The sequence below is a fragment of the Staphylococcus lugdunensis genome (assembly GCF_002901705.1).
GTDB lineage: Bacteria > Bacillota > Bacilli > Staphylococcales > Staphylococcaceae > Staphylococcus > Staphylococcus lugdunensis.
In genome coordinates this window covers 1,268,828-1,289,453 of sequence record NZ_PPPV01000012.1, presented here as the reverse complement: position 1 = coordinate 1,289,453, position 20,626 = coordinate 1,268,828, and the positions used below count along the sequence as shown (strand labels likewise).

General features: G+C 35.7%; 21 protein-coding genes. 19 read left to right on the top strand and 2 right to left on the bottom strand.

The window, feature by feature from the left end:
• Window positions 1–515: 515 nt before the first annotated feature.
• On the bottom strand, window positions 516–1,898 hold the full coding sequence (gene pdxR / locus CD041_RS06865) for a MocR-like pyridoxine biosynthesis transcription factor PdxR (protein WP_014533365.1): 1,383 nt from the start codon (window positions 1,896–1,898) through the stop codon (window positions 516–518).
• A gap of 97 nt (window positions 1,899–1,995) precedes the next feature.
• Here pdxR and pdxS point away from each other — a divergent pair, with 97 nt between their 5' ends.
• Both pdxS and pdxT read left to right on the top strand, forming a co-directional pair.
• Window positions 1,996–2,883 carry a pyridoxal 5'-phosphate synthase lyase subunit PdxS gene (pdxS, locus tag CD041_RS06860; protein WP_002459960.1) on the top strand — a complete coding sequence of 296 codons (888 nt, stop codon included), beginning with the start codon at window positions 1,996–1,998 and terminating at the stop codon, window positions 2,881–2,883.
• A 3-nt stretch (window positions 2,884–2,886) separates the two neighbouring features.
• Window positions 2,887–3,441, top strand: coding sequence for a pyridoxal 5'-phosphate synthase glutaminase subunit PdxT (gene pdxT, locus CD041_RS06855; protein WP_002459959.1), 555 nt, complete (start codon window positions 2,887–2,889; stop codon window positions 3,439–3,441).
• Between the two features lie 230 nt (window positions 3,442–3,671).
• On the opposite strand, the gene CD041_RS06850 is transcribed toward pdxT, so the two are convergent.
• Window positions 3,672–4,886, bottom strand: coding sequence for a NupC/NupG family nucleoside CNT transporter (locus CD041_RS06850; protein ID WP_070647768.1), 1,215 nt, complete (start codon window positions 4,884–4,886; stop codon window positions 3,672–3,674).
• A 153-nt stretch (window positions 4,887–5,039) separates the two neighbouring features.
• On the opposite strand from CD041_RS06850, the gene CD041_RS06845 reads away from it, so the two are divergent.
• The 17 genes from CD041_RS06845 to rplK all read left to right on the top strand — a co-directional run bounded on the left by CD041_RS06845 (window position 5,040) and on the right by rplK (window position 20,476).
• Complete coding sequence (locus CD041_RS06845) at window positions 5,040–5,501, top strand: CtsR family transcriptional regulator (RefSeq protein WP_002459957.1); 462 nt, start codon at window positions 5,040–5,042, stop codon at window positions 5,499–5,501.
• Window positions 5,502–5,527: 26 nt separating this feature from the next.
• Window positions 5,528–6,085, top strand: a complete 558-nt coding sequence (locus CD041_RS06840) for a UvrB/UvrC motif-containing protein (RefSeq protein ID WP_002459956.1) — start codon at window positions 5,528–5,530, stop codon at window positions 6,083–6,085.
• On the top strand, window positions 6,078–7,091 hold the full coding sequence (locus CD041_RS06835; RefSeq protein WP_070647769.1) for a protein arginine kinase: 1,014 nt from the start codon (window positions 6,078–6,080) through the stop codon (window positions 7,089–7,091). Before CD041_RS06840 ends, CD041_RS06835 begins: the two co-directional genes overlap by 8 nt.
• A 13-nt stretch (window positions 7,092–7,104) precedes the next feature.
• Window positions 7,105–9,564 carry an ATP-dependent Clp protease ATP-binding subunit gene (locus tag CD041_RS06830; RefSeq protein ID WP_002459954.1) on the top strand — a complete coding sequence of 820 codons (2,460 nt, stop codon included), beginning with the start codon at window positions 7,105–7,107 and terminating at the stop codon, window positions 9,562–9,564.
• Between the two features lie 230 nt (window positions 9,565–9,794).
• Entirely contained in the window at window positions 9,795–11,162 is a 1,368-nt protein-coding gene (gene radA, locus CD041_RS06825) for a DNA repair protein RadA (RefSeq protein ID WP_002459953.1), read from the top strand.
• A gap of 34 nt (window positions 11,163–11,196) precedes the next feature.
• Window positions 11,197–12,264 carry a PIN/TRAM domain-containing protein gene (locus tag CD041_RS06820; protein WP_002459952.1) on the top strand — a complete coding sequence of 356 codons (1,068 nt, stop codon included), beginning with the start codon at window positions 11,197–11,199 and terminating at the stop codon, window positions 12,262–12,264.
• Between the two features lie 323 nt (window positions 12,265–12,587).
• Window positions 12,588–14,045, top strand: coding sequence for a glutamate--tRNA ligase (gene gltX / locus CD041_RS06815; protein ID WP_002459951.1), 1,458 nt, complete (start codon window positions 12,588–12,590; stop codon window positions 14,043–14,045).
• A gap of 356 nt (window positions 14,046–14,401) precedes the next feature.
• Window positions 14,402–15,049, top strand: coding sequence for a serine O-acetyltransferase (gene cysE / locus CD041_RS06810; RefSeq protein WP_172412359.1), 648 nt, complete (start codon window positions 14,402–14,404; stop codon window positions 15,047–15,049).
• On the top strand, window positions 15,033–16,433 hold the full coding sequence (gene cysS, locus CD041_RS06805) for a cysteine--tRNA ligase (RefSeq protein WP_070481750.1): 1,401 nt from the start codon (window positions 15,033–15,035) through the stop codon (window positions 16,431–16,433). Before cysE ends, cysS begins: the two co-directional genes overlap by 17 nt.
• 1 nt (window position 16,434) lies before the next feature.
• Window positions 16,435–16,830, top strand: coding sequence for a Mini-ribonuclease 3 (locus CD041_RS06800; protein WP_037540504.1), 396 nt, complete (start codon window positions 16,435–16,437; stop codon window positions 16,828–16,830).
• 2 nt (window positions 16,831–16,832) lie between these two features.
• Window positions 16,833–17,579, top strand: coding sequence for a 23S rRNA (guanosine(2251)-2'-O)-methyltransferase RlmB (gene rlmB, locus CD041_RS06795; RefSeq protein ID WP_070647771.1), 747 nt, complete (start codon window positions 16,833–16,835; stop codon window positions 17,577–17,579).
• The gene (locus CD041_RS06790; protein WP_002459946.1) at window positions 17,579–18,106 is read left to right on the top strand and encodes an NYN domain-containing protein; all 528 of its coding nucleotides are present in this window, start codon (window positions 17,579–17,581) and stop codon (window positions 18,104–18,106) included. Before rlmB ends, CD041_RS06790 begins: the two co-directional genes overlap by 1 nt.
• 110 nt (window positions 18,107–18,216) lie before the next feature.
• Window positions 18,217–18,759, top strand: a complete 543-nt coding sequence (locus CD041_RS06785; protein ID WP_002479466.1) for a sigma-70 family RNA polymerase sigma factor — start codon at window positions 18,217–18,219, stop codon at window positions 18,757–18,759.
• A 96-nt stretch (window positions 18,760–18,855) separates the two neighbouring features.
• Entirely contained in the window at window positions 18,856–18,999 is a 144-nt protein-coding gene (gene rpmG, locus CD041_RS06780) for a 50S ribosomal protein L33 (protein ID WP_002459944.1), read from the top strand.
• Between the two features lie 93 nt (window positions 19,000–19,092).
• Complete coding sequence (gene secE, locus CD041_RS06775) at window positions 19,093–19,287, top strand: preprotein translocase subunit SecE (protein ID WP_002459943.1); 195 nt, start codon at window positions 19,093–19,095, stop codon at window positions 19,285–19,287.
• A gap of 17 nt (window positions 19,288–19,304) precedes the next feature.
• Window positions 19,305–19,853, top strand: coding sequence for a transcription termination/antitermination protein NusG (nusG, locus tag CD041_RS06770; RefSeq protein WP_002459942.1), 549 nt, complete (start codon window positions 19,305–19,307; stop codon window positions 19,851–19,853).
• A 200-nt stretch (window positions 19,854–20,053) separates the two neighbouring features.
• Entirely contained in the window at window positions 20,054–20,476 is a 423-nt protein-coding gene (gene rplK / locus CD041_RS06765; protein WP_002459941.1) for a 50S ribosomal protein L11, read from the top strand.
• The last annotated feature ends 150 nt before the right edge of the window (window positions 20,477–20,626 follow it).

The following is a 20,626-nucleotide window of genomic DNA, read 5'->3' as shown; positions in this document are numbered from 1 at the left end:
ATGGATGCGATGAGCCGCATTGAGACCGAGAGGTCTCTTTTTTTATGCCAAAAAGTTAAAAAACAAAGACGACAAATAACGGCTTTGCGAAGAGAAAGCGATTGAAGCTGACGCATTGAGATTTTTGAGCAGCGAGTTTAGTCGAGCTAAATGAGCAAACAAAAATAGACAATAAGGAAAGATGCGAGCGGTTGTCTCAAAGCAAAGTAAGCTCCTTAGCGTCGATGGTAGCAGACTTACGTTCCGCTAGAGTAGGACGTTGCCAGGCAAAGCAAATGGATGCGATGAGCCGCATTGAGACCGAGAGGTCTCTTTTTTTATGCCAAAAATTGAAAAACAAGTCGATAAATAACGGCTTTGCGAAGAGAAAGCGATTGAAGCTGACGTATTCTGACCTATAGAAAATACAAATTAAATGCGATACTTCAAAAATGAAAAAGTTATTGCTTTTTTAAATGATTAAAATTATTTTAAAACATTTGCACTGAAACTTAGTTTTTAAGTCTACAAAATTCTCACTCATAGTCATTTATGACGAGTGCGCTTATTAGTGCTTGGACATGATTAGACAAATCTTCATTTGAAATGCCACCAAACCCTAAAATAAAAGTAGGATAGCGCTCATTAGCATCATCGAAGTGATAGGGTTCCAGTTTAAGAGATATATTTGATGCGTTTTCTAGACATTGTTCCATTGTTAGCCCATTTATAACCCGAATGGTAAAATGCATGCCAGTTAATGCGCCATCAATCTTTAATTGATTAGAGTAAGGTGCAAGTTGATTTAAAATATAAGTAAGTTTGTCGCGATAAATTTTTCTCATTTTATTTAGATGGCGTTCAAAACTGCCTGATGCCATAAATCTTTCGACGATATGTTGAATATGAACGGGAACTGTATTTCCTTCTTTATATGGATGATGATTATATATGTTTAATATTGGATAAGGTAAAACGATATACGCTATACGACAACTTGGAAATAGAGACTTAGAAAATGTACTAATATAAATAACTTTTCCTTTCGTGTCTAAACTTTGTAAAGCGGGTATCGGTTTGCCATAATATCTAAACTCAGAGTCGTAATCATCTTCAATAATATAACGTTTTTCTTGCTGCTGTGCCCATTGAATTAATTGGGTGCGTTTTTTTAAATTCATGATATGCCCCGTTGGAAATTGATGTGAAGGGGTAATATACAAAATATCATTATTGTATTCAAAGATGGGATCGACTTGGATGCCATCTTTTTCTACTATAACTTGTTTATAAGGCATCTGTTTCTTGTCTAATGTTTGTTTAATTGGTGGATAGCTTGGTTGTTCGATAATAAAGGAGCTATCTGATAGTACATCTGTAATCATATCAAGTAATTGTTCTGTAGAAGAGCCGATAATAATTTGATTTGGATGACAAGTAACTCCTCTGCTGTTAAATAAATAATGGGCAATTTGTTGTCTTAATGCCAATTCACCTTGTGGATGTCCATGTTGTAAAAGGTCTATATTACTATCATCAAAAACATCTCGAGCATATTTTCTTAATGTATGCAATGGAAAGTTTTCAGCATCTATTTCAGCCAAGTTAAAGGCATAGCGGTAATGTGATTTTGGCGTTGACTTCTGAATGAAGTTGATTTCATGAAATCCTGATGTTTGTGGTACGACAGGCAGTGATTCGATATCTGATACATAATAGCCTGAACGTGGTTTGGCATAAATAAATCCTTCATCTAGTAAAAGTTGATAGGCATGTTCGATTGTTGTATGACTAAGTGATAAATGTTCACTTAATTGTCGCTTTGAAGGAAACTTTTCATTTGCCTGATAATGACCTTCAATAATTTGGGCTTTTAATTTTTCATAGAGTGATTGGTATAGTGCAGTTTTCTTCTTCATATCATCTGGCCTCTTTATTTATTATAAAATTGAACCTTTTTCAATATCAGTTTATCGTTTAGAATGGATTTAATCAATTAGAAAAGGGGCAATTTACATGTCTAAAATTGTAGGATCTGAAAGAGTTAAACGAGGTATGGCTGAAATGCAAAAAGGCGGCGTCATTATGGACGTTGTTAATGCAGAACAAGCTAGAATCGCGGAGGAAGCTGGAGCGGTTGCTGTTATGGCATTAGAGCGTGTGCCTTCTGATATTAGAGCGGCAGGAGGGGTAGCACGTAGCGCTAACCCTAAAATTGTTGAAGAAGTAATGAACGCTGTTTCTATACCGGTTATGGCTAAAGCACGTATTGGACACATTACTGAAGCGCGTGTGCTCGAAGCTATGGGGGTCGATTATATTGATGAATCTGAAGTATTAACACCAGCTGATGAAGAATATCATTTAAGAAAAGACCAGTTTACTGTACCGTTTGTTTGTGGGTGTCGTGATTTAGGTGAAGCCGCACGTCGTATTGGTGAAGGTGCAGCAATGTTACGTACGAAAGGTGAACCTGGAACTGGAAACATTGTTGAAGCAGTACGTCATATGAGAAAAGTAAATGCTGAAGTTAGTCGTTTAGTAGTAATGAACGACGATGAAATTATGACGTATGCTAAAGAATTAGGTGCGCCATATGAAATCTTGAAACAAATCAAGGATAACGGTCGCCTACCAGTTGTTAACTTTGCTGCTGGAGGTGTAGCAACACCTCAGGATGCTGCTTTAATGATGGAATTGGGTGCAGATGGCGTCTTTGTAGGTTCAGGTATTTTCAAATCAGAAGATCCTGAAAAATTTGCGAAAGCGATTGTACAAGCGACGACACATTATCAAGATTATGAGTTAATTGGTAAATTGGCTGCAGAATTAGGAACAGCAATGAAAGGCTTAGATATAAATAAAATTTCATTAGAAGAACGTATGCAAGAGCGTGGTTGGTAAGATATGAAGATAGGTGTATTGGCATTGCAAGGCGCTGTGCGTGAACATATTCGTCATATTGAATTAAGTGGTCACGAAGGCATAGCAATTAAAAGAGTAGAACAACTAGAAGAAATTGATGGATTGATTCTTCCTGGTGGTGAGTCAACCACACTTAGAAGATTGATGGATTTATATGGTTTTAAAGAAAAATTACAACAATCTAACTTACCTATGTTTGGCACATGTGCTGGCCTAATTGTATTAGCTAAACATGTCGAAGGTGAAACAGGATATTTAAAAAAATTGGATATCACTGTAGAACGTAATTCGTTTGGTAGACAAGTAGATAGTTTTGAATCAGAACTTGATATTAAAGGCATTGCTGAAGATATAGAAGGTGTTTTTATTAGAGCACCACATATTGCTAGCGTAGAAGATGGCGTAGAAGTATTAAGTACTGTTGGCGATAAAATTGTTGCAGTTAAACAAGGGAACTATTTAGGTGTATCATTCCATCCTGAGTTAACGGATGATTATAGAGTTACGCAATACTTTATTGAACATATGGTCAAATAACATAGTCTTGTTGAAAGAGCACTCAAAAAATGAGTGCTCTTTTTTAATATAAGCTATTAATATGAGACAATGATGCGATGCAAGATTTGCTCTACATTAAATAGCTATTTTAAAATATTCGCTTTTTTATAAGAGATAGCAAGAAAGTATAAAAAAATGATGCTACAAGATGCCTACGATATAGGCTCTTATAGCATCACAAAACGATAATATGGCTGTTTAATATTTATTTAAATAAAGAATCCAGCAATTGTTGCGGAGATAAATGAAACTAGTGTAGCACCGAATAATAATTTTAAGCCAAAGCGAGCAACAATATCACCTTTTTCAGAGTTAAGTGATTTAATGGCACCAGAAATAATTCCAATTGAGCTAAAGTTAGCGAATGATACTAGGAATACTGAAGTTATGCCTTTAGCGTGCGTTGAAATATCTGATAGTTTACCTAATGATTGCATAGCAACAAATTCATTAGAAAGCAGTTTTGTTGCCATAACTGAACCAGACTGTACAGCTTCGTTCCATGGAACACCAGATAGAAAGGCTAAAGGTGCAAAGACAAAGCCAATTAAAGTTTGGAAATCCCAAGAGACAGCGCCATGCGTTATGACACTTAAAAGACCACTAACGATACCGTTTAGTAATGCGATAATGGCGATATAGCCAATGAGCATTGCCCCAACGATAACCGCTACTTTAAATCCATCTAAAATGTACTCTCCTAACATTTCAAAGAAAGATTGATTTTTAGTTTCTGTTTCATCTACTAATAATTTATCTTCTTCTTCATTCACTTTATAAGGATTAATAATTGATGCAATAATGAAACCACCAAAAAGGTTAAGTACAACTGCCGTTACGACATACTTTGGTTCAATTAAAGTAAAGTATGCGCCAATAATTGAAGCTGAAACGGTAGACATAGCTGAAGCGGTTAATGTATATAACCGTTGTTTCGGTATGTAAGGTAATTGTTTTTTTAAAGAAATAAAAACTTCAGATTGCCCTAAGATGGCTGCGGCGACGGCATTATAAGATTCTAAACGTCCCATGCCATTGATTTTAGAAATTAACCAGCCTAACCCATTAATAATGAGTGGTAGGATGCGAGTGTATTGTAGTATGCCGATTAACGCAGAGATAAATACAATCGGTAATAAAACACTAAAGAAGAATGGAGGGTTTTTAGGATTAACAAATTTAAATCCACCAAAGACAAAGTTAACGCCTTCTGCAGCTTTTTGTAGTAAATAATTAAAGCCGTTTGAAATTCCTCCGATGACATGTATACCTGCCGTCGTTTTAAGTAAAATAAAGGCGAATATAAATTGAATCACAAGTAACAAAGCGACGTACTTCCAACGAATATGCTTTCTATCTGAGCTAAATGCAAAGGCAAGCGCTAAGAAGAAAACGATTCCAATTATCCCAATGAGAATATGCATAGACCTGCTCCTTAATCTTTTTTCTAAATCTTATCATACAATAAATAGATGTGAACAAACACCTTTATTTTTTAAATTGAAAAACAAATTGGTTGAAAATGGTCAAAGTTGGTCATATAATATAGTCAAAGAAGGTCAAAAGGGGTGATAAGCATGCACAATATGTCTGACATCATAGAGCAGTACATTAAAAAATTGTTTGAAGAAACGAATGGAGACGCTGTTGAAATACAACGAGCCAATATAGCACAGCGGTTTGATTGTGTGCCTTCTCAATTAAATTACGTTATTAAAACTAGATTCACCAATGAGCATGGTTATGAAATAGAAAGTAAACGTGGAGGCGGTGGATACATCCGAATCACGAAAATTGAAAATAAAGATGCAACGGGGTATATTAATCACTTGCTTCAATTAATTGGACCAACCATTTCACAGCAGCAAGGTTACTATGTTATTGACGGCTTGCTTGAAAAAGGTTTGATTAGTGAAAGAGAAGCTAAAATGATACAAGCTGTCATTGACCGTGAAACATTAAAAATGGATGTCATGTCTAGAGATATTATCCGAGCAAATATTTTAAAACGAATCTTACCGGTGATTAATTACTATTAATACTGAAAAATGCGAGGTGTTAAGACGTGCTTTGTGAAAATTGCCACTTAAATGAAGCAGAGGTAAAGCTTACGGTTAAAAGTAAAAATGGAACCAGTGAGAAATGGGTTTGTCCTGTTTGTGCACAAGGAGAAAATCCATGGAATCAGAATTACACATCTCATCACCAGTATCAAGATGATATTGAAGAAGCATTTGTTGTAAAGCAAATATTACAACATTTAGCTACAAAACATGGTATTGATTTTCAAAATGTTGCTTTTCAAGAAGAAAAACAGTGTCCAACTTGTCATATGACCTTAAAAGATATTGCGCATGTTGGTAAGTTTGGCTGTGCACAATGCTATGCTACCTTTAAAGATGACATTATTGATATTGTGAGACGGGTGCAAGGTGGACAGTATGAACATGTTGGGAAAACGCCGCATTCATCACATCAAAAATTAGCAATAAAAAAACAAATTGAAGAAAAATCACAATATTTAAATGTATTAATAGATGAACAAAAATTTGAAGAAGCTGCTCTTGTAAGAGATGAGATAAAAGCATTAAAGCAACAGAGTGAGGTGTTACATGATGAATGATTATAATATTAATCCTGATGATATATTGACCAATATCGAAACAGCACCAGTTGTTATGTCATCACGAATTCGCTTAGCACGTAATCTTGAAAATCATGTACACCCACTTATGTTTCCATCTGAACAAGAAGGTTTTCGAGTTATTAATGAAGTTCAGGATGCATTGCCAGATCTAGATTTACAACGTCTAGATCGCATGGACCAGCAAAGTAAGCTGCAACTTGTTGCGAAACATTTAGTCAGTCCTGAACTAATTAAGCAACCAGCATCGGCAGTGATGACTAACGAGGATGAATCTCTTAGTATTATGATTAATGAAGAAGATCATATACGCATACAAGCGATGTCACCTGAGTTATCTTTGTCTGAATTATATACGAAAGCATCTGATATTGATGATTTACTCGATAAAGCGTTAGATATTAGTTACGATGAACATTTAGGGTACTTAACTACATGCCCAACCAATATTGGAACGGGCATGAGAGCAAGTATTATGTTACATTTACCTGGATTATCGATAATGAAACGAATGAATCGTATTGCTCAAACAATTAATCGTTTTGGCTTTACAATTCGTGGTATATATGGAGAGGGTTCGCAGGTCTATGGATATATATATCAGGTTTCAAACCAACTAACTTTAGGGAAAACAGAACAAGACATCATCGATAATTTAACAGAAGTTGTTAATCAAATTATTAATGAAGAAATGCAAATTCGCGAACGGTTACACACATATAACCAAATTGAAACATTGGATCGTGTTTATCGTTCGCTTGGTATATTACAAAATTGTAGAATGATTTCTATGGAAGAAGCATCCTATCGACTTAGTGAAGTGAAATTAGGAATTGATTTAGGATATGTACAATTGCAAGATTTTAATTTTAATGAATTAATGGTGAGTATTCAATCTGCTTTCTTGTATAACGATGAAGACGAGGACGATGAGAAATCCGTCAATGAGAAACGTGCAGATATTTTAAGAGCTCAGACCATATAGGAGGTAAATAGATATGTTATTTGGTAGATTAACTGAACGTGCGCAGCGTGTTTTAGCACATGCACAAGAAGAAGCTATTCGTTTGAACCACTCAAATATTGGTACTGAACACTTGTTATTAGGTTTAATGAAGGAACCTGAAGGTATTGCTGCCAAAGTATTAGAAAGTTTTAATATTACTGAAGATAAAGTGATTACCGAAGTCGAAAAACTTATTGGCCACGGACAAGAACAAGCTGGGACGTTAAGATATACACCTAGAGCTAAAAAAGTCATTGAATTATCAATGGATGAAGCTAGAAAACTTCATCACAATTTTGTTGGTACAGAACATATTTTATTAGGTTTAATTCGTGAAAATGAAGGTGTAGCGGCACGTGTTTTTGCAAATTTAGATTTAAATATTACGAAGGCACGGGCTCAAGTTGTGAAAGCATTAGGTAGTCCAGAGATGGGTACGAAAAATGCACAAACAAATAAATCTAATAATACACCAACGTTAGATAGCTTAGCGCGTGACTTAACGGTGATTGCTAAAGATGGCACATTAGATCCGGTTATCGGTAGAACAAAAGAGATTACACGTGTGATTGAAGTCTTGAGCCGTCGAACTAAAAATAATCCTGTGCTTATTGGTGAACCAGGTGTAGGTAAAACAGCTATTGCTGAAGGTTTAGCACAAGCAATCATAAATAATGAAGTGCCAGAAACGTTAAAAGACAAACGTGTGATGTCATTAGATATGGGTACGGTTGTAGCAGGTACGAAATATCGTGGTGAGTTTGAAGAACGCTTGAAAAAAGTAATGGAAGAGATTCATCAAGCCGGCAACGTGATTCTATTTATTGACGAGTTACACACGCTCGTTGGTGCAGGTGGTGCAGAAGGGGCTATTGACGCTTCAAACATTTTAAAACCAGCACTTGCACGCGGCGAGTTACAATGCATTGGTGCAACTACTTTAGATGAATATCGTAAAAACATTGAAAAAGATGCCGCTTTAGAACGTCGTTTCCAACCGGTACAAGTTGATGAGCCGTCAGTTGAAGATACAATCGAAATTTTAAAAGGATTGCGTGATCGATACGAAGCACATCATCGTATTAACATTTCAGATCAAGCTTTAGATGCGGCCGCAAAATTAAGTGACCGCTATGTTTCAGATCGCTTCTTGCCTGACAAAGCCATTGATTTAATTGATGAAGCAAGTTCTAAAGTAAGATTAAGAAGTCACACAACACCAACAAATTTAAAATCAATTGAACAAGAAATTGAAACTGTAAAAAAAGAAAAAGATGCTGCAGTTCACGCTCAAGAATTTGAAAATGCAGCCAACCTTAGAGACAAACAATCTAAATTAGAAAAGCAATATGAAGATGCCAAAAAAGAATGGCAAAATGCGCAAGGTGGTAGTAACACAGAATTGTCGCAAGAAGATATTGCTGAAGTTATCGCCGGTTGGACCGGAATTCCTTTAACAAAAATTAATGAAACAGAATCAGATCGACTATTAAATCTCGAAGCGACATTACATGGTCGTGTCATAGGTCAAAATGACGCTGTGACATCAATTAGTAAAGCTGTGCGTCGTGCACGTGCCGGCTTGAAGGATCCTAAGCGTCCAATTGGTAGTTTCATTTTCTTAGGACCTACAGGGGTTGGTAAAACAGAATTAGCACGTGCATTAGCTGAAACAATGTTTGGTGAAGAAGATGCGATGATTCGTGTTGATATGAGTGAATTCATGGAAAAACATGCTGTGAGTCGCTTAGTTGGGGCGCCTCCAGGATATGTAGGCCACGATGACGGTGGTCAATTAACTGAAAAAGTAAGACGCAAACCATATTCAGTTATTTTATTTGACGAAATCGAAAAAGCGCATCCAGATGTATTTAATATTTTACTTCAAGTATTAGATGATGGACATTTAACAGATACGAAAGGACGTCGTGTAGATTTCCGCAATACTGTAATTATCATGACATCAAACGTTGGTGCCCAAGAGCTACAAGATCAACGATTTGCTGGATTTGGTGGTGCAAGCGAAGGTCAGGATTATGAGACAATTCGTAAAACAATGATGAAAGAGCTTAAAAATGCTTTCCGTCCAGAGTTCTTAAACCGAGTGGATGATATTATTGTCTTCCATAAATTATCTAAAGACGAATTAAAAGAAATTGTCACAATGATGGTTAATAAATTAACGCAACGTTTGTCAGAACAAGATATTCAAATTGAGGTAACAGACAAAGCGAAAGAAGTTATTGCTGAAGAAGGTTATGATCCGGAATATGGTGCTCGTCCACTCATTCGTGCAATTCAAAAAACAGTTGAAGATAATTTAAGTGAATTAATTTTAGAAGGTAATCAAATCGAAGGTAAAGCAGTGACTATCGATCATGATGGTACCGAGTTTAAATATGATATTCATGATAGAACTGCTAATTCTGAAGAAGAAATGACTCAAGCATAGAAAGATTGGAAATTAATGCGCTCGCTAGATAGATTTAGCGAGCGTTTTTTTCATTTTTAATATAAAATGAATAAATGTACATAAACTATAGGTAAAAAATAATTTTATTGTAGTTATTTGATATATTATTTGTTAAATGATGATTTCCTATCTATTTGAATCTCTAAACATTTGTCATAACCGTGTGCAATGTATAAAATGGATTTAATGAAAATTGTGGAGGTGCGAAAGTGGCCAAGAAGAAAATCATTTTTGAGTGTATGGCATGTGGCTATCAATCTCCTAAATGGATGGGTAAATGTCCTAATTGTGGTGCTTGGAACCAAATGGAAGAGATTATAGAACAGAAGGCTGCACATCCTAAACATGGGGTTAAAGCACAAACGGCTACCGGAAAAGTTCAAAAATTAAACAGTATTCAACATGAATCGACACCACGTGTGCAAACGAAATCTCAAGAGTTTAATCGTGTGTTAGGTGGGGGGATTGTTAGTGGTTCTTTAGTGTTGATTGGTGGAGATCCAGGTATCGGGAAATCAACACTATTACTACAAATCTGTGCCTCGCTTTCGCAACAATTAAACGTGCTGTATATTACAGGTGAGGAATCATTAAATCAAACAAAATTGAGAGCAGAACGCTTAGAGGAAGACTCTAGTCAATTAAATGTGTTAGCTGAGACAGATTTAGAAGTTATTCACCAAACCGTTTCAGAAACTAAGCCAGATATTTTAGTGGTGGACTCTATTCAGACGATTTACCATCCTGAGATTGCATCGGCACCCGGATCTGTTTCTCAAGTGCGTGAGAGTACTCAAAGTTTGATGAATATTGCGAAGCAGATGGATATTGCCACATTTATTGTAGGACATGTGACTAAAGAGGGGCAGATAGCTGGTCCACGATTGTTAGAACACATGGTAGATACAGTGCTTTATTTTGAAGGTGATGAACATCATGCGTATCGTATTTTACGTGCTGTTAAAAACCGTTTTGGTTCAACAAATGAAATGGGTATTTTCGAAATGAAGCAAAGTGGTTTGAAAGGTGTCAAAAACCCGTCCGAAATGTTTTTAGAAGAACGTTCAACAAATGTTCCGGGTTCAACAATTGTGTCGACAATGGAAGGAACACGACCATTACTTATTGAAGTACAAGCTTTAGTGACCCCAACAACGTTTAATAATCCACGACGTATGGCAACAGGTATTGACCATAACCGTCTGAGCCTGCTTATGGCAGTGCTTGAAAAGAAAGAAAATTATTTATTGCAGCAACAAGATGCATATATTAAAGTGGCAGGTGGTGTAAGATTAACAGAACCGGCTGTAGACTTAAGTGTAATTGTAGCAACTGCATCAAGCTTTAAAGATGAAGCGGTTGATGGTTTAGATTGTTATATTGGAGAAGTAGGTTTGACTGGTGAAGTCAGACGTGTGTCACGTATTGAACAACGCGTTCAAGAAGCAGCTAAACTAGGATTTAAACGTGTGATACTCCCTAAAACAAATATCGGCGGATGGACATTTCCTGACAATATACAAGTCATAGGTGTTTCGACAGTACATGAGGCATTGAAATATGCTTTCAAAGCTTAAAATTTTCATACACAGCCAAAGAGGTGAAAGTTGAATGGATATACTTAAATTTATAGTAGTAATCATCTACTTTATTGTTGGTGCTGCTCTAGGAATTCTTATTATTCCAGAAGTCGTCAATGATATAGGGGTTACAAGTTATCCAATTTTAAAAAATCATTATATAGATGGGTTGCTTGGTGCGCTCATATTCTTTATTATTTTTGGTTTTTTCATTAACCAAGTAACACAATTAATCCGCACTATGGAACAGTGGATTATGAAGAGAAGTGCTGTTGAAATACTATTTGCGACAATTGGTCTTATTATAGGATTACTTATTGCAGTTATGGCATCATTTATTTTAGAAATGATTGGCAACTCGATATTTAATCATTTTATACCAATTATTATTACATTAATTTTATGTTATTTAGGATTTCAATTTGGTTTAAAGAAACGAGACGAAATGTTGCTATTTTTACCCGAAAATATGGCGCGTTCAATGTCGCAAAGTCATCGTAGTGCGGTGCCTAAACTGTTAGATACAAGTGCTATTATTGATGGGAGAATACTAGAAGTGATTCGCTGTGGATTTATAGATGGTGAAATTTTAATTCCACAAGGTGTAATTAATGAGTTGCAGATTGTCGCTGATGCCAATGACAGCGTTAAGCGAGAAAAGGGACAACGTGGCTTAGACGTATTAAATCAACTCTATGATTTAGACTATCCAACGCGTGTAATCCATCCGCAAAAGTCACACAGCGATATTGATACCCTATTAGTTAAATTAGCACAGTCGTATCATGCGCATGTCATTACGACGGATTTTAATTTAAATAAAGTTTGTCATGTTCAAGGCATTCAAGCACTCAATGTGAATGACTTATCAGAAGCAATTAAACCCAATGTACATCAAGGTGACTACTTAAACATCTTACTCACAAAGATGGGGAAAGAGCCTGGACAAGGTGTTGGCTATCTTGATGATGGGACAATGGTCGTCGTAGATAATGCAAAACAGTTGGTTGGTCAGCAAGTAGAATTAGAAGTAATTAGTCTGTTGCAGACGTCATCAGGTCGTATTGTCTTTGCTAAAAAAATTGATGATAACCTGTGATTAACAAACCAATCATTAAACATTAACAGTTTCATGTGAAACGTATACGAGCAAAATTTAGTGTGTACGAATTACATGAAACTTTTTTGTTATAAGGCAAGGATATGACAAAACATGGTACTTATCAAAGTACTGAATAAGTGCTACAATATATGAGAAAATATTGTCTTACCAACTGAACATGGCCCTGAAAGTTATTCACTAAGAATTAATGTAGCGGAAAGTTGATTTTTAAGAATAGCTTTTTCTTATTAACTTAAAAGATATGCGAAGTGTTGCGTAAGTGATGAAAACAAGAAATAAATGACGTAGGAGTGAATATAATGAGTAATCGCGTTAGAGTAAGATACGCACCAAGTCCAACTGGATATTTGCATATTGGCAATGCCAGAACGGCGCTATTTAATTATTTATTTGCGAAACATTATGATGGAGATTTCGTTGTTCGTATAGAAGATACGGACAGTAAACGTAATTTGGAAGACGGAGAAGCTTCACAATTTAATAATTTAAAATGGTTAGGCTTGGATTGGGATGAATCTGTAGATAAAGACAAAGGTTATGGCCCTTATCGTCAATCTGAAAGAGCAGATTTTTATAACCCACTTATTCAACAATTACTAGATGAAGATAAAGCTTATAAATGTTATATGACAGAAGAGGAATTAGAAGCAGAACGTGAAGCGCAAATCGCGCGTGGCGAGATGCCTCGATACGGTGGACAACATGCGCATTTAACAGAAGAACAACGTCAACAATTTGAAGCGGAAGGACGTCAACCAGCTATTCGCTTTCGTGTACCTCAAAATCATACGTATACATTTAATGACATGGTTAAAGGTGAAATTTCATTTGACTCAAATAATATAGGTGATTGGGTTATCGTTAAAAAAGACGGGGTGCCAACATACAATTTTGCAGTAGCTGTCGATGATCACTATATGGAAATATCAGATGTTATTCGCGGAGATGATCATGTTTCAAATACGCCAAAACAATTAATGATTTATGATGCGTTTGGTTGGGAACCGCCGCGTTTCGCACACATGTCATTAATCGTCAATGAAGAGCGCAAGAAACTAAGTAAACGCGATGGTCAAATTTTACAATTTATCGAGCAATATCGTGACTTAGGATATTTACCAGAAGCATTGTTTAACTTTATTACATTGTTAGGTTGGTCTCCTGAAGGTGAAGATGAAATCTTTTCTAAGGAAACGTTTATTAAAATCTTTGATGAAAAGCGTTTATCTAAATCACCAGCAATGTTTGATAGACAAAAATTAGCATGGGTTAACAACCAATATATGAAGACCAAAGATACTGAAACAGTATTTGAACTCGCGTTACCACATTTAATCAAAGCAAATCTAATTCCTGAGCAACCAAGTGAGGAAGATCGCGAATGGGGTCGAAAATTAATTGCCTTGTATCAAAAAGAAATGAGCTATGCAGGAGAAATTGTGCCATTGTCCGAAATGTTCTTTAAAGATATGCCAGAATTAGGTGCAGAAGAACAAGAAGTAATCAATGGTGCGCAAGTTCCTGAATTAATGCAACATTTGTATGGCAAACTCGAAGCGCTAGAACCATTTGAAGCTGCAGAAATCAAAAAAACAATCAAAGAAGTTCAAAAAGAAACAGGTATTAAAGGTAAACAATTATTTATGCCAATACGTGTTGCTGTTACTGGACAAATGCATGGTCCTGAACTGCCAAATACAATTGAAGTGTTAGGTAAAGACAAGGTGTTAAGTCGTCTGAAACAATATGTATCATAGGAAGTCATGTTCAAGTGAGGAACTACTTGAAATTTTGAGCTAAACGACATATGATTAGAGTTGTATCGTCCACAAAGGATTAGTAAATAATGATATTGTGCTATAGAGAATGTACGGTTGGTGAAAGTACATCACAATAGTTATGGAATGCACCTTTGTGTAGACAATTGAATAATATAAACGAGAGTAAAGTGATATACTGATATTGCTTTACTGAATTAAGAGTGGAACCGTGCAAAAGCGCCTCTAACATCATACTTGTTAGAGGCGTTTTTTCATAAGAAACGTTTAAAGAACAAATTGATGTTATTGAATGAGCAAGGAAAGAAATAAGTTATTATGAAATCGGGGAGGAGATTATCTTGCTAAGAAGAATGAGAGACGACGTTAAAATGGTCTTTGAGCAAGATCCAGCAGCAAGAACAACATTTGAAGTAATCACTACGTATGCTGGGCTTCATGCGGTATGGAGTCATTTAATTGCACATAAATTATATAATAAGAAAAGATATGTACTAGCACGTATTATTTCACAAATTTCACGCTTTTTTACTGGTATAGAAATACATCCTGGTGCACAAATTGGCAAGCGCCTATTTATTGACCATGGCATGGGTGTAGTCATTGGTGAAACATGTACGATTGGAGACAACGTCACGATTTATCAAGGCGTTACGTTAGGTGGAACTGGAAAAGAAAAGGGTAAACGCCATCCAGACATTGGAGACAATGTTTTAATTGCAGCTGGATCGAAAATTTTAGGCAATATTCAAATTGAGTCGAACGTCAATATTGGCGCAAACTCAGTAGTATTGCAATCTGTGCCTAGTTATACAACTGTAGTGGGTATTCCAGGGCATATTGTAAAACAACAGGGTAAACGAATCGGGAAAACATTTGATCACCGTAACTTACCGGATCCATTATATGAGCAAATTAAGCAGCTAGAAAAACAACTAGAAAAAGCCAAGAACGGAGAGATTAAAGATGATTACATTATATAATACATTGACACGTCAAAAGGAAGTATTCAAACCCATAGAACCTGGGAAAGTTAAAATGTATGTCTGTGGGCCGACCGTATATAACTATATTCATATAGGGAATGCACGACCAGCGATTAACTATGATGTAGTACGTCGTTACTTTGAATACCAAGGGTATGACGTAGACTACGTCTCAAATTTTACTGATGTTGATGATAAACTTATTAAACGTTCACAAGAACTGAATGAATCCGTTCCTGAAATTGCTGATCGTTATATTCAAGCATTTTATGAAGATGTTGGTGCTTTAAATGTTAAGAAAGCCACTTCAAATCCACGTGTGATGGACCATATGGAAGATATCATTGAATTCATTAAAAATTTAGTCGACGAAGGTTATGCCTATGAAAGTCATGGAGATGTCTATTTTAGAACACGTAAATTTGATGGCTATGGTAAATTAAGCCATCAGTCTATTGACGACTTAAAAGTAGGCGCTCGCATTGAAGCGGGTGAACAAAAAGAAGATGCTTTAGACTTTACATTATGGAAAAAAGCTAAGCCTGGTGAAATTAGCTGGTCTAGTCCCTTTGGAGAAGGGCGCCCAGGGTGGCATATTGAGTGCTCTGTGATGGCATATCATGAACTTGGTAAGACCATTGATATTCATGCTGGAGGCTCCGATTTACAATTTCCTCATCATGAAAATGAAATTGCGCAATCAGAAGCACATAATCATGCACCATTTGCAAATTATTGGATGCATAACGGTTTTATCAACATAGACAATGAGAAAATGAGTAAGTCATTGGGGAATTTTATATTAGTGCATGATATCATCAAGGAAATTGATCCTGATGTCTTGCGTTTCTTTATGATTAGCGTACACTATCGCAGTCCAATCAACTATAATATGGAACTTGTTAGTGCAGCTAAAAGCGGCCTAGAACGCATTCGCAATAGCTATCAATTAATTGAAGAGCGTGAAACAATAGCTACCGATATTGTTGAACAAACAGACTACATTGAACAAATTGATGCAATATTAAAACAATTTGAGCAAGTGATGAATGATGATTTTAATACAGCTAATGCGGTAACTGCATGGTATGATTTAGCGAAATTAGCCAATAAATATGTGTTGGAGAAATCAACTTCAACGGCAGTAATCGAGCGTTTTAAAGAAGTGTATCAAATATTTAGTGATGTACTAGGCGTTCCTTTAAAAGGTCAAGAAGCAGATGTACTATTAGATGAAGAGATAGAGCAAATGATTGCTGAGCGTGATGAAGCACGTAAAAATAAAGATTTTGCGAGAGCAGATGAAATTAGAGATACATTAAAGGCACAACATATTATTTTGGAAGACACGCCTCAAGGTGTGAGATACAAACGTGGCTAATATGGATATAAAATTATTAAATCCACTAACATTAGCTTACATGGGTGATGCGGTTTTAGATCAACATGTTAGAGCATATATTGTGTTGAAATTACGCAGCAAACCTAATCGTCTTCATCAAGCAGCTAAACGCTATGTCTCAGCTAAAAGTCAGGCACAAACACTAGAAAAATTATTAGCACAGCAGTGGTTTACAGAAGAAGAATTAGATATCGTTCGGCGTGGTCGCAATGCTAAAAGCTATACAAAAGCTAAAAATACTGATATTCAAACGTATCGTAAAAGCTCTGCAATAGAAGCAGTGATTGGCTTCTTATACTTAGAGCAACGAGAGCAGCGTCTTAATTCACTATTAACAGAAATCATTCACATTGTTGACGAAAGAGAGGGAAGATAGCATTGGAAGATCATATAATAGTAGGTCGTCATGCCGTAAAGGAAGCCATTGTCACTGGTCATACAATAAATAAAATACTGATTCAAGAAGGTATTAAAAAACAACAAATCAAAGAAATTTTAACAAACGCAAAAACTCAAAAATTAGTCGTGCAAACAGTGCCAAAATCTAAATTAGATCATATGTCAGATGCGCCTCACCAAGGTGTTGCAGCCTTGATTGCACCATATGAATACGCCGATTTTAACTATTTTATTAAAATGCAACAACAAAAGGAAAGCCTATCTACGGTCATTATTTTAGATGGATTAGAAGATCCACATAACTTAGGTTCTATTTTGCGGACAGCAGATGCAACAGGTGTGGATGGTATTATTATTCCTAAACGTCGTTCAGTAGCGTTAACACAAATTGTAGCTAAAGCATCTACAGGAGCGATTCAGCATATACCTGTAATGCGTGTAACTAATTTATCTCAGACAATTGATGATTTGAAAGCGCATGGTTTTTGGATTGTAGGAACAGAAGCAGATAATGCCACAGACTATAGAGACATGGCAGCTGATATGTCATTAGCAATTGTCATTGGTAGTGAAGGCCAAGGGATGAGCCGTCTAGTTAAAGATAAATGTGATTTTTATATTAAAATTCCAATGGTCGGTCACGTGAATAGTTTAAATGCATCCGTGGCAGCTGGTTTGATGATGTATGAAGTATATCGTAAACGTCATTCATATGGAGACAAATAATGAAGCAAAAATATTTAGTTATAGACGGTTATAATATGATTGGCCAATCGCCAGAGTTGATGACCATTGCTAAAGAAAGCCTTGAAGAAGCACGCGAACAATTGTTGGATGCCATAGCGAATTATAGCGCTGTGATAGCTGATGAAGTGGTATGTGTCTTCGATGCATATGAACAATCAGGTATTGAACGTGAATATATGTATCATGGTGTAAAGATTATTTATACAAAAGAAAAAGAAACCGCAGATAGCTATATCGAACGTTATGTCTATGACTTATATAATAAACATACAACGCATATTACGGTTGTGACGAGTGATATGAGCGAACAGCATGCAATTTTTGGAACAGGTGCTTATCGTGTATCATCTCGAGAAATGTGGCGCGAATTAAAAGAAATGGAAATAACAGTAACAAAGTCGTTAGATGACTTTAGTCAATCAAAACCTAGAACTCGAATACCGTTATCTGATGATATACTTACTGAATTTGAAAAAATACGTCGAGGTCATCATCACAAACACTAGTATTGTGATATTGCCGAAATCCTATATCAGGGTATAAAATTTAGCACATAACTCTTATTGGAAAGTAGGCGACAAACATAACTGGTAGACATCTTGAAAGCGCGTTTAAAATGTACCGAGAGTGTGACAATAAAGATGATGCTTTTGCAGAACTTGTGAATTTGTGGAAACCCATTATTATTAATAAGCTTAAAAAGGTAGATTATTACCTAAATGATATCGACGATTTATATCAAGAGGTCTTAATTAAACTTTACTTGGTCATTGATCGCTATGACACACAACAAGATAAACCATTTGAGTATTATGTGAATTGTGTTATTAGGTCAGTTAAATATGATTATTTACGTAAACAATATGCCTATCATAAACGAATACAAAGCATGATTAAAGAGAGTCATGTAAACGTATATTACAATCAACATGTGAATCCTGTTGAAATAAAAATGTTACAACGCGCAGATTTAATGAATATATTTGAACACACGAAGTATTTTACTAAGGTAGAAAAAAGGGTGTTTTACGCGCTGATTGCAGGATATAAACCATTAGAAATTGCACGAATACTTAAGTTACAACGCAAAGCGGTTTACAATAGTATACAACGTTGTAAAATGAAATTATATAAAGTGATATTAAAGACTACGGAATGAGTTTTATTGGTCATATTGTTTCATAGCTTCGTTTGACATTTAAGTCTAAATATAGGTATAGTATATTGGTATTAAAATGTGTAAGGGTGAATAAATGTGAAAAAAGTCCCTTTAAATTGCGATGTTTGTGGCAATAGAAATTATCATGTTCCAAAGAAAGATGGCTCAGCATCAAGGTTAACACTTAAAAAATATTGTCCAAGATGTAACTCACATACAGTACATAAAGAATCGAAATAATACTTTTAGTGCTATGAAAAGTGGTTATTCGATGTTGCAACATGAGACAACGTATAGGCTAGTTAATGAGTGAGAGTATGGAGGTTGTTTTTGATGGCTAAAGACAAAAACAAAGAAAAAGATAACTTTTTCAAAGGCGTTAAGTCTGAAATGGAGAAAACAAGTTGGCCAACGAAAGAAGAGTTATTCAAATACACTGTTATTGTAGTATCTACAGTGCTATTCTTTATGGCTTTTTTCTATGTTTTAGATATCGGTATCGGAAATCTTATTGAATTATTTAGATAAAAGTAAGGAGTGACAACATGTCTGAAGTAGTTGGTGCTAAACACTGGTATGCAGTGCACACATATTCTGGATATGAGAATAAAGTTAAAAAGAATTTAGAAAAAAGAGTCGAATCAATGAATATGACAGAACAGATTTTTAGAGTTGTCATACCCGAAGAGGAAGAGACTCAAGTCAAAGATGGCAAAGCTAAAAAAGTAGTTAAAAAGACATTTCCAGGATACGTTTTAGTGGAACTCATCATGACAGACGAATCATGGTATGTCGTGCGAAATACTCCTGGCGTTACTGGATTCGTTGGTTCTGCAGGCGCAGGATCTAAGCCGAATCCATTACTACCTGACGAAGTTCGTTTTATATTAAAACAAATGGGTCTTAAAGAAAAAACAATAGATATAGAATTAGAGATTGGCGAGCAAGTGCGTATCAAATCAGGTCCGTTTTCTAATCAAGTTGGAGAAGTTCAAGAGATTGAAGCAGATAAATTTAAATTAACTGTGTTAGTAGATATGTTTGGCAGAGAAACACCAGTAGAAGTTGAATTTGATCAAGTAGAAAAGCTTTAAAGTAAAGCCTCAATACTGGAACTGTGTTAATAATTGTTGAACGCTTTAAATGTTGAAATATTACTATTGATTTTTGTAACGAAAAGGTGTTAAAATAATGTGGTCGCGTTTTTAAGACGCTCATTTCGTCACGAAATGTTTGAGTGGGAGGGCAAAACTGAGCCCTGTGACCACATCACGATATCAAGGAGGTGCACATCGTGGCTAAAAAAGTAGAAAAAGTAGTTAAATTACAAATTCCTGCAGGGAAAGCAAATCCAGCACCACCAGTTGGACCAGCATTAGGTCAAGCAGGTGTGAACATCATGGGATTCTGTAAAGAATTCAACGCACGTACGCAAGAACAAGCAGGTTTAATCATTCCGGTAGAAATCAGTGTATATGAAGATCGTTCATTTACATTTATTACAAAAACTCCACCGGCTCCAGTACTACTTAAAAAAGCAGCTGGCGTAGAAAAAGGTTCAGGTGAACCTAACAAAACTAAAGTTGCTACAGTTACTAAAGAACAAGTACGTGAAATTGCTAATTCTAAAATGCAAGATTTAAACGCTGCAGACGAAGAAGCAGCTATGCGTATTATTGAAGGTACTGCTCGTAGCATGGGTATTACTGTAGAATAATTAAGAATTTAAACTTGAAATGAATTGATAGACGATAACAGCAGATAACGAAATGGCAACCAACGCTATTGTCTTCGATGGATTTAAGTGAAATTGGGTGAACATCGTCTCCCAAAATTAACATAGATATCATCAGTTATCTGCTCTTAA